Annotated in this window: 12 protein-coding genes; 10 read left to right on the top strand and 2 right to left on the bottom strand. The window is 58.9% G+C overall.

Features of this window, described 5'->3' with window-relative positions; translation table 11 throughout:
• Window positions 1–22 precede the first annotated feature (22 nt).
• The 5 genes from ABC336_RS03920 (at window position 23) to ABC336_RS03900 (ending at window position 7,722) form a co-directional block, all read left to right on the top strand.
• A complete protein-coding gene (locus ABC336_RS03920; RefSeq protein WP_413237422.1) occupies window positions 23–3,352 on the top strand; it encodes an S-layer homology domain-containing protein in 3,330 nt (1,109 codons plus the stop codon).
• A 65-nt stretch (window positions 3,353–3,417) separates the two neighbouring features.
• On the top strand, window positions 3,418–4,449 hold the full coding sequence (locus ABC336_RS03915) for a DUF4430 domain-containing protein (protein WP_413237421.1): 1,032 nt from the start codon (window positions 3,418–3,420) through the stop codon (window positions 4,447–4,449).
• Window positions 4,446–5,336 carry an energy-coupling factor transporter transmembrane component T gene (locus ABC336_RS03910; protein ID WP_413237420.1) on the top strand — a complete coding sequence of 297 codons (891 nt, stop codon included), beginning with the start codon at window positions 4,446–4,448 and terminating at the stop codon, window positions 5,334–5,336. The genes ABC336_RS03915 and ABC336_RS03910 overlap by 4 nt, the downstream gene beginning before the upstream one ends.
• The gene (locus ABC336_RS03905) at window positions 5,309–7,021 is read left to right on the top strand and encodes an ABC transporter ATP-binding protein (protein ID WP_413237419.1); all 1,713 of its coding nucleotides are present in this window, start codon (window positions 5,309–5,311) and stop codon (window positions 7,019–7,021) included. Before ABC336_RS03910 ends, ABC336_RS03905 begins: the two co-directional genes overlap by 28 nt.
• Window positions 7,000–7,722, top strand: a complete 723-nt coding sequence (locus tag ABC336_RS03900) for an ECF transporter S component (RefSeq protein WP_413237418.1) — start codon at window positions 7,000–7,002, stop codon at window positions 7,720–7,722. The genes ABC336_RS03905 and ABC336_RS03900 overlap by 22 nt, the downstream gene beginning before the upstream one ends.
• Before the next feature lie 109 nt (window positions 7,723–7,831).
• Here ABC336_RS03900 and ABC336_RS03895 read toward each other — a convergent pair whose 3' ends face one another.
• Both ABC336_RS03895 and ABC336_RS03890 read right to left on the bottom strand, forming a co-directional pair.
• Window positions 7,832–8,971 (bottom strand): zinc-dependent alcohol dehydrogenase, encoded by a 1,140-nt coding sequence (locus ABC336_RS03895; RefSeq protein ID WP_413237417.1) that lies wholly within the window; start codon window positions 8,969–8,971, stop codon window positions 7,832–7,834.
• A 101-nt stretch (window positions 8,972–9,072) separates the two neighbouring features.
• Window positions 9,073–9,294 carry a DUF2905 domain-containing protein gene (locus tag ABC336_RS03890; RefSeq protein ID WP_413237416.1) on the bottom strand — a complete coding sequence of 74 codons (222 nt, stop codon included), beginning with the start codon at window positions 9,292–9,294 and terminating at the stop codon, window positions 9,073–9,075.
• A 125-nt stretch (window positions 9,295–9,419) separates the two neighbouring features.
• Here ABC336_RS03890 and ABC336_RS03885 point away from each other — a divergent pair, with 125 nt between their 5' ends.
• The 5 genes from ABC336_RS03885 to ABC336_RS03865 all read left to right on the top strand — a co-directional run bounded on the left by ABC336_RS03885 (window position 9,420) and on the right by ABC336_RS03865 (window position 13,312).
• Window positions 9,420–9,851 carry a CBS domain-containing protein gene (locus ABC336_RS03885; RefSeq protein ID WP_413237415.1) on the top strand — a complete coding sequence of 144 codons (432 nt, stop codon included), beginning with the start codon at window positions 9,420–9,422 and terminating at the stop codon, window positions 9,849–9,851.
• Window positions 9,852–9,975: 124 nt separating this feature from the next.
• Complete coding sequence (locus ABC336_RS03880) at window positions 9,976–10,386, top strand: GntR family transcriptional regulator (RefSeq protein WP_413237414.1); 411 nt, start codon at window positions 9,976–9,978, stop codon at window positions 10,384–10,386.
• Between the two features lie 74 nt (window positions 10,387–10,460).
• The gene (locus ABC336_RS03875; protein ID WP_413237413.1) at window positions 10,461–11,237 is read left to right on the top strand and encodes a hypothetical protein; all 777 of its coding nucleotides are present in this window, start codon (window positions 10,461–10,463) and stop codon (window positions 11,235–11,237) included.
• 33 nt (window positions 11,238–11,270) lie between these two features.
• Window positions 11,271–12,578, top strand: a complete 1,308-nt coding sequence (locus tag ABC336_RS03870; protein ID WP_413237412.1) for a hypothetical protein — start codon at window positions 11,271–11,273, stop codon at window positions 12,576–12,578.
• Entirely contained in the window at window positions 12,575–13,312 is a 738-nt protein-coding gene (locus tag ABC336_RS03865; RefSeq protein WP_413237411.1) for an ATP-binding cassette domain-containing protein, read from the top strand. Before ABC336_RS03870 ends, ABC336_RS03865 begins: the two co-directional genes overlap by 4 nt.
• Window positions 13,313–13,340: the final 28 nt, after the last annotated feature.

The following is a 13,340-nucleotide window of genomic DNA, read 5'->3' as shown; positions in this document are numbered from 1 at the left end:
AGGCGGAGGTTTTGTTCATTCTTTGAGTCAAACAAGACCTGATGGTATGGCAACCGACCAATGCACTTACGCCCTAGTCGCCTATGACCGTTTCCTCAAAGGTCAGAATGGTCTCTATGATATGACGGATGCGCCGGATAGCTTGCCGGGCGGCCTGCCGCCGATTGAGCTGACCATACCGGCAGGAGAACAGCCGGTCATCACGGTGCCGAACAATCAGCGTGAGTATGTTATCACGCTGCAAGCCGCAGATCGTGACAAAGATGTCCGCATCGAGCTTGCGGAGGGCCGGACCGCAGCGGTTCGTCTTCAGCTGCCAGCCGGAGAGCTGCCGCGCATCGAGGTGGTTCAAGGCGGTGTAGCCGTTGTTCTGCCGCAAGGCAGTGAAATTACTACTGGCCAAGACCAAGCGTTAACGCTATTCGGTCCAGCCTCGATTACTGCGGCAGAGCTTACGGACAAGCTCGCCGAGGGGCAGGAGCTGGAGTCGATTGTCCGCCAGTTTGCCTTGGGTGGAGAGAGTCGGATTGCGTTTGACAGCTACGTTACCTTGACCTATCCGGGACTTGCAGGGTATGGCGCTGCCTATGCCGAGCAGGATGAGCTGACGCTGATCCAGCACTTCGATAGTCAAGCTGCCGGAGAAGCAAGCGGAGCAGAAGTCTTCGCCTACGATGCGGCTGGCAACCTGGTCATCCAGACGAAGCATTTTACTGATTTCATTGTCTATAAGCTGTCTCCTGAAGATTCGTCAGGCGGCGGGGGCGGCGGTGATCTCGGAACGCCTCCAGCTACACAATCCGTTACGGTTTCGGTAGACAAACAAACGATTGGCAAAGGTACTGTACTCGCGCCAACCACTGTTACTCTGCAAGCGGGCGACACGGCATGGAGTGTCCTGCAGCGTACGCTGGATGCACGCAATATCCCTTATGAGAGTAGATTTAGCGGTGAGTTCGCTAGTGTCTATGTGGAGTCGATTGCCGGCGACGGTGAATTCGACCATGGTGAAGGCAGCGGCTGGATGTACAATGTCAACGGAACGTATCCGAATATTGGTGCGAGTGCGTATTCCGTGAAGAGCGGGGACAGCATCCAATGGCGCTACACAACCAACCTCGGCGAAGACTTGGGACAAGCGCCTTGGCCAGGGACGGACCCACCAGGCCCAGGTACTAATCCTGGACCTGGCGGAGGCATTCCTGGCGGTGGCGGAGCTTCCGAGCAACAAGCGCTCACTGTTCCTTCTACGCTTACTGCAAATTATACAATCAAGCTGACGGAAGAGCATAAGAAAGCCAAGCATCTGACGGTCAACGTCCCGTCGTCCACGCACGCTGTCCTGTTGGACCTGGCGGCTGTTACTTCCAGCATTCCACAGCTGACGGCGACACGCGGGGAGCTGACGCTTCATATTGTGGAGGGCACCAAACTGACGGCTGGTGGTCCAGCCATTCGTTTGCTGCATACCTTTGAACCAACGACAGAGCAACGCGAAGCCGCCATCCTCGCACAAGAGAACGAGCAAGCGAAGCTCGGTCATGCGTTCACGCTGACTCAAGGCGAGCAACATGCAGCGTTTGATCAGCCGCTCAGTGTAACGATTAAAGGTGGTGCCAAGCAGCAGGCAGCTTACCAAGCGGGCGACGAGTGGCAGCAACTGCGCGTCTATGCAAGTCAGCAAGCGGCACAATCGGCGCAGCCTGGAGCGGTATATGGTTTCGTGCAGGGACAGGACTTGGTACTACGTACCACCTCTGCTACCGCATTTATCACCTATACGGTAGAGTCGATTACTGCACCGGAGCCGCAACCAGAACCAACCGATGCCAATGCCATCTACGATGACCGGACCAGCATGGCTGCTTGGGCTTATGAGGGAATCGCCCGGGCGACAGACTATGGCTGGCTGCAAGGCAGCGAAGGGCAGTTCCGTCCGCAGGCGAGCATCACGCGTGCGGAGTTCACCAAGCTGTTGAGCGAGCTGCTGGAGCTCCCGCTGTCCTCGTCTTCTGCGAGTGCATTTGACGATGTGCGTGCGGGCCAATGGTTCCATCCATATGTTCAAGCCGCGTATGAAGCGGACCTGGTTAACGGTTTCGGCAGCCGTTTTGAACCGCAGGCGACCATCACCCGCGAGCAGATGGCGGTCATGATCGCCAGAGCCTTGGAGTTGCCTGCTGCATCCGGTAGCACCAATCTGACGGACGCGGCACAAATTGCTGCATGGGCCCGTTCGGAAGTGGCAGCTGTCTACGCTGCCGGGCTAATGACTGGCGACGCCAATCGCTTCCACCCGCAGCAGCAGGTGAGCCGTGAGATGGCTGCCGTTGTCGCGGTACGGGCGTTTGATTACCTGGAGGGGGAGCCGCTCCCTCCAGCTCCCGAGCCGGAGCCCCCGGCTCCGTCAGCCGCGCTGCCGCAAGTACAGCGTACCATCGCCGATGCAGCCGGGTACCTGCAGCGGACAGTGACCAGCCCGGCCGTTGCCAGCGTAGGCGGCGAGTGGAGCGTGTTCGGACTGGCCCGTTCGCAGATCGACGTACCGGCAGCTTATTACGACCGGTATCTGACCAACCTGGAGGAAACCCTGAAGGCGGCGGACGGTGTGCTGCACCGGGTCAAGTATACGGAGTACGACCGGGTCATCCTGGTGCTGACTGCGCTGGGCAAGCCTGTCGATGACGTGGCCGGCTACAATATGCTGCAGCCGCTCGCGGATTATGACACGCTGATCAAGCAGGGCATCAACGGCCCGATCTTCGCTTTGATTGCTCTGGATAGCAAAGACTATACCATTCCAGCTCACACGGGCAGCGGGACGCAGACAAGCCGGCAGCAGCTAGTCGACTTTATCCTGAACCGGGAGATCGGCGGCGGGGGCTGGGCGCTCGACAGCCAGGCGACGGATCCCGACCCGGATCTGACGGCGATGGCGATCCAGGCGCTGACGCCATATTATGCGCAGCAAGACCGCGTCAAAGCGGCTGTCGACCGCGCTGTGGCCTGGCTCTCCCAGGCACAGGCCGCAGACGGCGGATATCTGAGCTGGGGGGCTTCCAACGCAGAGAGTGCGGCTCAGGTTGTGGTCGCCTTGACGGGACTGGGTATCGATCCCCACACGGATCCGCGCTTTATCAAAAATGGCAGCTCGGCGCTTGATGCGCTGCTCGGTTTTGCGGTTGCCGGCAGCGGCTTCTATCACATCCTGCCGGGCGGAGCGGATAACGGCGGCGCCAAGCCAGGCGAAGTCGACGTGATGGCGACGGACCAGGCGCTGTACGCCCTTGTCGCTTACGAGCGATACGCTACGGGCAAGAGCCGGTTGTATGACTTGACCGATGCTAATTAATCAACGATTGCATGGCAGGGGCAGATATGCCCTTGCTTTTGCTATGTAAGGTGGTGCAACACGCAATGAACAAACGCAATCGCTGGATCGCAGCGGCGGCGATCCTGCTGGTGCTGACGGTCGTCTTCATCTGGGAGGGCCGGGGGACGTCGCAGCCGTTAGAGCCGCAGGTGGGGATGGGAGAGGCAGGAGGTCCGTCCGATCTGACTGCTCCGATGACGGATGCTGCACAGCACGAAGGCGCGGATGAAGCGGCTGCAGGGGCGGATATGACTACCCTGGTAGCCGATGCGGACCCGCAGGCGACTGCCGGAGCGGGAGCTGGTCTGGAGGCGGCTGAGCGGCAGGGGACTGAGGTGTCGGTGGCGGCAGAAACGGCAGGAGCGGAGGACGATACGCCCCCCGCGTCCGATACCGCGTCCGACGAAGCTGCGGGCGATCCGGCCGCACCGTCCATCGCCGATGGGAAGGCACCGGCGTCATCGGGCGGCCCGGCTCCAGACAGCAGCAACGGTACGCCGCGGCAGCCAGCGGCAGCGAAGCCGCCGGCGCAGCCAACGCCATCACAAGAGAGTCCGCCCGCAGGCAGCAAGGACAAGTACCAGACGGACCCGGTCCCCGAAGGCAAAGCACAGCCGGTCGAATGGCAGGATGCCAAGGTCGATAAGAGCAAGGCGTTGACCGCTACCTTATCGGTATCTGCCGAGACGCTGCTCACCCGGCTCGACCGGTTCAATCCGGACAAGCTGGAAGTGCTGCCCGAGGACGGCATCATCTACAAAGCACAGCAGGTGAACTTTTACGAAGGCGAGTCCGTATTCGACCTGCTGTTGCGGGAGATGAGAAAAAACAGCATCCACATGGAGTTTGTCATGACGCCGCTCTATAACAGCAATTATGTCGAAGGCATCAACAATATCTACGAATTCGACGGCGGCGAGCTGAGCGGCTGGATGTACAAGGTGAACGGCTGGTTCCCCAACTATGGCAGCAGCCGTTATGCCCTGCAGGACGGCGACGTCGTCGAATGGGTCTACACGACTGATCTTGGGCGCGATGTCGGCGGCGACGGAGCGGCGGGAGGCAACGGGGGATGAGGGACCACTTCGGCTCCAGTCACCCGCTGATCCAGGCGGTCTACTTCATTGCTGTTCTGACGTTTAGCATGCTGTTCATGCATCCGGTATTCCAGGGCATCGCGCTGCTGGCTGCGATCGCTTATGTCCTGCTCCTGAAAGGACGGCGCGCCGTCCGCTTCCTGCTGCTCGGCATGGTGCCGCTGCTGCTGGCGGCAGCGGTGCTGAACCCGGCTTTCAACCACGCTGGCGTGACCATCCTGTTCTATCTTCCCAGCGGCAATCCGGTCACCCTCGAATCGCTGCTCTATGGCGTTGCTGCCGCTTGCATGTTCGTCACTGTCATCATCTGGTTCTCCTGCCTGCATGTCGTGATGACCTCGGACAAATGGGTCTATCTGCTGGGCCGCATCCTGCCCGCGCTCTCCCTGCTGCTGACGATGTCCCTGCGGTTCGTGCCGCGTTATGTCGCCCAGGCGAAGCGGATCTCCGCAGCTCAGCGGAGCATCGGACGCGACGTCACCCAGGGCAATCTGCTGGCGAGAGCCAGCAACGGCATGACCATCGTGTCGATCCTGACGACATGGGCGCTGGAGAATGCGATCGAGACGGCGGATAGCATGAAAGCCAGAGGCTACGGCCTGCCCGGTCGCAGCCACTTCTCGCTCTTCCGGTGGGGGTTGCGCGACAAGCAACTGCTGACGGTGATGGCGGTGCTGCTGACCATAGTAGGTGTGGGGGCGGTCTGGGGAGAAAATACGATCCGCTATTTCCCATCGGTGCTTTATGCTGATATCACCTGGCGTTCCGCCCTGGTCTATGCCGCATACGGAGCGCTTTGTCTGCTCCCTGTCATCCTGAATGGAATGGAGGAATGGCGATGGCGATCTACCACATCCGGGAGCTGAGCTTCACCTTTCCCGGACAAGCTGAGCCAGCTTTAAAGGATATCAACCTGAATCTTATCAGCGGTCAGTTCGTGGCAGTATGCGGCCGTTCGGGCAGCGGCAAGAGCACGCTGCTGCGGCAGCTCAAGCCGGCGCTGGCACCGCACGGCGAGCGGAGCGGCGAGATCCGTTACGGCGGCCAGCTCCTGGCCGAGCTGGAAGCCAGACGGCAGGCGGCCGAGATCGGCTTCGTGCTGCAGCATCCGGATAACAGCGTCGTCACCGACAAGGTATGGCATGAGCTGGCTTTTGGCCTGGAGAGCCTGGGCTATGACCAGCAGACGATCCGGCTGAGGGTGGCGGAGATGGCGAGCTTCTTCGGCATCCAGAGCTGGTTCCATGCCTCGGTATCCGAACTCTCGGGCGGTCAGAAGCAGCTGCTGCAGCTGGCTTCAGTTATGGCGATGCAGCCTGCCGTGCTCATCCTGGACGAGCCGACTTCCCAACTGGATCCGATCGCTGCCCTCGAGTTCATCGGCACACTCGCCCGCATCAACCGTGAGTTGGGCACGACAATTGTGCTTAGCGAGCACAGGCTGGAGGAAGTGCTCCATCACGCCGACCGCCTCATCGTCATGGACGAAGGCCGTATCGTAGCGGATGCGGCCCCTGCAGAGGCAGGTCAAGCGCTAAGGGTAAGCGGACATCCGATGTTCCGGGCGATGCCGTCGGCGATGCGCATCCATGCGGGCACCGGCAGCAGCCTGGCGGCGCCGCTCACGGTGCGGGAAGGCCGCGCGTGGCTGTATGCTCATCTGGCGGAGGAGCCTGCAGCCGCGGAAGCACCAGCTGGACGACTTATTGCAGCCGAATCGCGGAGTTCTGCTGTGGAGGCATCAAGCTCAGCTGACGACGGACCCGCGCTTCAGTTCCGGGACGTCTGGTTCCGCTATGACAAGCATGGCGCCGATGTGCTCAAAGGTCTATCTCTGGAAGTGAAACGGGGGCAATGGTACTGCATCCTTGGCGGCAATGGCACCGGCAAGACGACCACGCTGGCACTGGCCAGCGGCTTGCACCGGCCTCAGCGAGGCAAAGCGCTGGTCCTCGGCAGCGACCCCGCACGGACCGTTGCGAAGGCGCTGTTCACGGGCGGCCTCGCGGTACTGCCGCAGCAGCCGCAGACGTTGTTCGTACAGAAGACTGTCGCGCTTGAACTGACGGACATGATGCGCGGAAGCGGACTGGAGGGACAGGATAAGCGGATGAAGCTGGAGGCGGTGACGGCATTTGCCGAGCTCGAGCCGCTGCTGGACAAGCACCCGTATGATCTGAGCGGCGGCGAGCAGCAGCGGGTCGCCCTGGCCAAGATCCTGCTGCTGGAGCCGCAGCTCCTGCTGCTTGATGAGCCGACTAAAGGACTCGACGGCTTCTTCAAGGAGAAGCTCGCGGCGCTGCTGCAGCGGCTGCAAGCGGACGGCGTGACGATCGTCATGGTCTCCCATGACGTCGAATTCTGTGCGCGTTTTGGTGAAGTTTGCGCGTTATTCTTCGACGGCACGATCATCGCGGAGGACGCCGCAGGACCGTTCTTTACAGGCAACAGTTTCTATACGACGGCAGCCAACCGGATCGCCCGCGACGTCTGGCGCGATGCCTTGACCGTGGAGGAGGTAGTCCGCCGATGCCGGGAGGAAGTGCGCTGAGCCGCCGGACGATCTGGGCGGCCGCTCTGATCCTCGTCGTGATTCCGGCCACCATCCTGGCTGGCATCTTCCTGCTGGACGACCGCCGCTACTACTTCATCAGCCTGCTGATCATCCTGTACACGCTGATCCCGTTCGCGCTCGTCTTCGAGCGCCGCAAGCCTCAAGCCCGTGAGCTTATTACGATTGCAGTGCTGGCATCGATCGCAGTAGCGGGGCGGGCTGCTTTCTTCATGCTGCCGCAGTTCAAGCCGGTGACGGCGATCGTCATCATCGCCGGTGTCAGCCTGGGCGCCGAGGCTGGCTTCCTGGTAGGTGCGCTGGCCGGCTTCGTCTCCAACTTCTTCTTCGGCCAGGGGCCGTGGACCCCGTGGCAGATGTTCTGCTTCGGCCTGATCGGCTTCCTGGCCGGACTGCTGTTCGGCCGCCGCGAGAAGCTGCCGTCGCGGATGGTGCTCTGCGTCTTTGGCGGCTTGGCGACCCTGGTGATCTACGGCGGGATCATCAATGTTGGCTCGCTCATGATCTTCAGCCCCAGGTTCACCTGGGAGGCGCTCGCTGCCGTATATATGACCGGCTTCTGGTTTGATCTGGTGCACGCCTCGGCGACCGTTATCTTCCTGCTGGTGCTGGCGCGGCCGATGCTGGAGAAGCTGGAGCGCATCAAGACGAAGTATGGGCTTATTCAAGACAAGTCTTAGGCAACTAGCAAGAGCCTGCTCCGTGAAGAGCAGGCTCTTGCTTACTGGACCATGATGATCCGGTCGTGCATGCAGCTGCAGAGCTTGGAGCGTCCCAAATCCCCCTCTGCTACGGCTTCAAAACAACCTTCGTGCACTCATCCTCATGATCATTGAACATGCGGTACGCCTCGGATGCCTGCTCGAGCGGCAGCCTGTGCGAGATGATGGCTGTCGGATCAATCTTGCCGTCCGTGATCATCTGGAACAGCTCGGGCATGTAATGGATGACAGGCGCCTGCCCCATCTTGATGTTGATGTTCCGCTCGAAGAAGTTGCCGAGCGGGAAGCCATTGTAGGACGAGCCGTACACGCCGGTCAGCTGGATGGTGCCGAACTTGCGTACCGCCTGCGAGGCGATCTCCAGCGGACCGAGGGAGCCGCCGTGCATCCCCAGCTTCTGGCCGATTTCCTCCAGTGTCGTTTTTTTGCCGTCCATGCCCACACAGTCGATGACGACGTCCGTACCGCCCTGGGTCATCTCGCGGATCGACGCGCCCATATTCTCATACTCCTCGAAGTTATAGATCTCCACATCATTCATCCGCTTCGCCTTCTCCAACCGGTAAGGAAGCCTGTCCACGGCGATGACGCGCGAGGCGCCCTTCATCCATGCGAACTTCTGCGTCATCAGGCCGATCGGGCCGCAGCCCAGCACCGTGACCGTATCCCCCGGCTTTACGCCGGCATGCTCCACACTCCAGTAGGCGGTTGGCAGCACATCCGAGAGAAACAGCAGCGCCTCGTCCTCCAGCTCGCAGGCTTCAGGGATGACAAAGGGCATGAAATTGCCATAAGGAACACGCAGCAGCTCCGCTTGGCCGCCCAGGAAACCGCCATAACGGTCTGTGAAGCCCAGATAGCCGCCGGTATGGATATCCGGATTGCCGTTGGAGTTATCGCACTGGCTTTCCATCTGATGGTTGCAGTAGAAGCAGTGGCCGCAGGATACGTTGAACGGCAGCACGACACGATCGCCTTTTTTGACCCGCGAGACGTCCGGCCCCGTCTCTTCGACAACTCCCATCGGTTCGTGACCGATCACATAATCTTTGTCCGCCGGGAGCGCGCCTTGATAGATATGGAGGTCGGAGCCGCAGATTGCCGTTGATGTGATGCGGACGATAATATCATCGGCTTTGCGGATGGACGGGTCTTCCACCTGTTTGACTTCGATATTTTTGATCCCTTGATACGTAACAGCTTTCATAACGATAACCTCCTCGCAATTGAAATTGTTGCCCATGTATTCATGGTCTCTTAGCTCTTACCCGATTATGATCCCCTTAAAAAAATGTTTTAATTGACAGCTTATTTATTGAACAATCGGAAGATATAGAAGATGAGCGAGAGGACGATGCTGATGACGATGCAAGTGACGATAGGAAAATAAAAACGGACATTGCCTTTCTCATAGGCGATATCACCCGGCAATCTTCCCAGGTTCAAGAAGCGGCCGCCGATCATCCAGATCAGCCCGATCACGATCAGCAAGATGCCGGCACCGATCAGCAGCTTCGGAAACGAATTCATGACTTTCACCTCCACTTCCATAAGTGTATCAATACTCGCCATGTCCTGTCATGTTCGGCACCCCGCATAAATCAGACGCAGCCCGGACAGTCTAAGCAGGGTTAACCAACAAAGGAGGGTTTAGTATGCGTACAATCTCGGATATTATGTCCAAGGACTGTGTGACTTGCTCCACGAACAGTACGATACAGGAAGTGGCGCAATTGATGAAATCTCATGACATCGGATTTATTCCGGTGACCGAGCAGTCCAGACTGATCGGCGTCATTACCGACCGCGACCTTGTTATCCGTTGCTGCGCGGACAATCATGCGCCGGACACAGCGATCGCTAATTTTGTATCCAAGGACATCCGCACCGCAGAGCCTGGCATGAGCGTGGAGGAAGCGGCCTCGATCATGGCTTCGGAGCAGATCCGACGGCTGCCGATCGTCGAGAATGGCCATCTGCTCGGCGTTGTCGCGCTGGGCGATCTGGCCGTGCGTGAGATCTTCATCAACGAAGCCGGCCAGGCGCTGAACGAAATTTCGGAGCACCACGGTTCGTCTATTCACTAACCGGATAAGCTCCAGTGCAGACCGGCTCTCTCTCAAGAGAAGCCGGTTTTCTTCGTGTGCCATTGACAACATTGGTGTATTACCCCCATAATACACATATAGCAGAAAGCAGGTGACGGGAAGGATGCTGAGTTTTTATGGGCTGAAGCTTAATACGCGTGATCCCGTGTACATCCAGACTGCGCTGTACGTTAAGCGGCAGATCCTGCTGGGGTACGCCAGATCGGGCGACCGGCTGCCTTCACGGCGGGAGATCGCCGCGCAGCTGCAGATCAACCCCAATACCGTGCAGAAGGCGTTCAAGCTGATGGAGGATGAAGGATATGTGCATACGAGCGGCAACCAGGGAAGCGTCATCTATGTGGATGCGGAGATCCGGCAGCGCATCGAGTCCGAGCTGACGCATGAGCTGGTGACGGAATTCATCGATTCGGCCAAAGAGATCAATCTGTCGTTCAAGCGGGTCGTCGATCTGGTCAGCGAGCTATGGGACGACGGAGGCATGGACGAGCGGCGTACGAAAGACAGGCATTAAGCGATGGAGGAATGACGCCGTTTAGTGTGCATATCGTGTACTATATAGATAACACATGAAAGAAGGGCTCGAAGATGAAAGGTTACTACCGCCTGATTAATTATGAGCTGCGGTCGATGATGAAGGGTTTGCTGGGCATCTGCCTGGGCACGATTGCTTTGCAGTTGCTTCTTCTACAGCTGACGGTGTCCTCGATGTCGAGAGAGACGGCTCTGTTGCGCTATGAAGATCTGTATGCCGCTTCAGGCGGCGTGGTGGCATTCACGTTGATGCTGGCACTGCTGCTTGTCCTGTTTGCAGTCAATGTGTACGGCAATTACTGGGGAAGCAAGAGCATCTATACGCTGCTGACGCTGCCGCTTGCCCGGAGCGCACTCTATTGGAGCAAGCTGTCGGCTTATGCGCTCGGTCTGCTTGCGTTTCTTGTCTCCCATCTGCTCGGGATGCGGCTCGGTTACGGACTGGTCCAGGGCGCCGTAGACCGCTTCAGCGGCGAGGACTGGACGATCGCGGGCGGCTGGTTTCTGGCTGTGATCCGCTCTTCCTTTTTTCGACTTCTGCTGCCTATGACGTGGGAAGGTCTGCTGTCCAGCTTCAGCTTGGCGCTGGTTTTGCTTACCGGACTGTACTTTGCGCTGCTATGCGAGCGGAGCCGGCGCTTTGACGTGCTGCCCCTAGTGGCAGTAGCCCTGTTCTTCATTATTCGTGAACTTATGTTCCGGACTGCAGAGGCTTCATATGAAGAGGTCGGGTTTTTCAAGATGTATTTGAATACAATAGCGATGCTGAGTCTGAGCGGGTTATTCATGCTTCTGGGCAGCCGCTTCGTCCGGGAAAGGGCGATTGCATGATACGCTGCGTGACAGGAAGGGAGAGATTACATTATGCGAGCCATCAATCTTTGGATCCAGTCGCACCTTGCCGCGCTTCTGTTGTTGGTTGTTCTGGCCGGCGCTGCTGCGCTCATCGTGCCGCTGCAAGCTGATCTGTACCGGCCGACCGCGACAGTGCAGCATCTGAGCGGCGATCCGGCGGCGCTTCAGGGACTAACCGTCACCGGGACATTCAATGATTTTTATCATAAATCAGACTTTCGGATCGCGGGCGAACACAGCGTCTCGGAGGCGGAGATCTTCCCGGTCCTTCGGCCGCTCCCGCCGAGCCAGCAAAACCAGGCGTTCTCGCATATGATAGGGGAGACCCGGATCGAGGTGGCCAATTATGCTCATGAGCATATCATCAGGCGCTATGAGCAATCGATAAATGGAGGTATGACAATTGCGGTTGTACGTCCGGTTCTGCGTCCCGATTCTTCTGAGAACAGCTCGGATCCCAACTACTTTACGTTATGGAACAGTGTGGAGTACGGACTGACGAATATCGGCGACACCGTCTACTACATTGCTCCATCATCGCCCCAGCATACCGGCACCAATGCGATCTTCGAGGTCGCCTTCCAACCCCGTATGGTTGAAGGCGAAGAGGAAGTATCCCGCAGAGTGGTTGAGTTCAGCCTGCAGGGCAACAGCAACGCCGATGCCGGTCCGACGCTTGGCATACTGGGGCTGGAAGCAGTAGGCGGTCAATTGCTCCTCCTGGCTGCAGAGGATGGGATGCTGACCGTAACCCGGTATAACCCTGAGAACGGCGAGCGCACGGGCCATGTGACACTGCCACAGATCAGCCTTACGGCAAGCGACGGACGTGTCCGTTACGAGCTAGCCTACAATGCATTCCCGGATGAAGGGGAGGGACTGCTGCATCTGAGACTGCCAAGCAGCCAGAGCAGCGAAACCCGTATCGTCGAGACGATCGTTACGCTGGAATCGGCAGAGGAGCTCGCCATCAAATCCGTCACGCCGGCCAGTTACGAGAGAGTCGAGCGTAATGGGAACGGTGCGATTCTTCACATGAGCTGGCACTACGGGAGGCTCTATGTGATCCGAATGATGGCCGCAGAAGACTTTCAAGCTGGCATTATCAGCAGGCTGGGCGGGCCGCAGCGCATCCGCATTGAGGCATATGAAGAAGGAGAGCTCATCTATACAGGCGAACTCGCTGCCGATGCGAAGGACGACAGTATCCGCAGCGTCTATCAGATGCCCTCACGCGCCGCGGTCGGCGACCTGTCGGCCAACCGGATGCTGGCGCGGATCGCCATCGCCAAGACGAGGGGGGAGGATGCGCCGTGATCGAAGCCAGTTATATCGAGAAGAAATACCCGGGGACCGGGGTTGCGCTCTACCTGCGTGAGCTGAACATCGGGGCCGGGGAGATCGTCGGTGTGCTCGGCGCGAATGGCAGCGGCAAGACGACACTGCTCAAGGCGATCATGGGCATCAGCGCCCTGAGCAGCGGCAAGCTGCGCGTCATGGGGGGACGTCCGGACGAGCATTACGAAGAGATGGCTTACATTACGGAAGAAGGCAGCTTCCTGCAGAGCATGTCCCCTATGGACTATGGGAGGTTCCTAAGCGATTTCTTCCCCCGTTTCGATCACCGGCGCTACCAGCGGCTGCTGGAATTCTACGAAGTGCCCCGGGAGCGCAAGCTTCGGAGTTTCTCCAAGGGACAAAAGCTCAAGGTCGAGATTAGTGCAGGGCTGGCCAAGTCCGCTAAGCTGATCATCATGGACGAACCGTTCCAGGGCAAGGATCTGCTGAGCCGCCGCGAGTTGATCAGACTGGCGGTATCCGAGCTGCACGAGGAACAGACCTTGCTCATCGCGACTCATCTGATCAGTGAGATCGAGAATGTCATCGACCGTGCCATTATCCTGCACGAAGGCCGTTTGAAGGCGGATGTGCAGATCGATGAGCTGCGTGAGCAGGGGAGCAGCTTGACCGATGCCCTAACCGAAGCGGCAGGACATACCGAGAAGCGGGTCCGCAGGGTGCTGGAGGCGGATGAACAATCGCGGTCTTGAGAACCGATGGATAATCGGGAGTTTCCTG

Origin of the sequence: Paenibacillus jepli (assembly GCF_047238105.1) — a bacterium.
Taxonomy (GTDB): domain Bacteria; phylum Bacillota; class Bacilli; order Paenibacillales; family Paenibacillaceae; genus Paenibacillus_D.
Note: the sequence above shows the minus strand (reverse complement) of the source record. Positions and strands in the feature narration are given on the sequence as shown.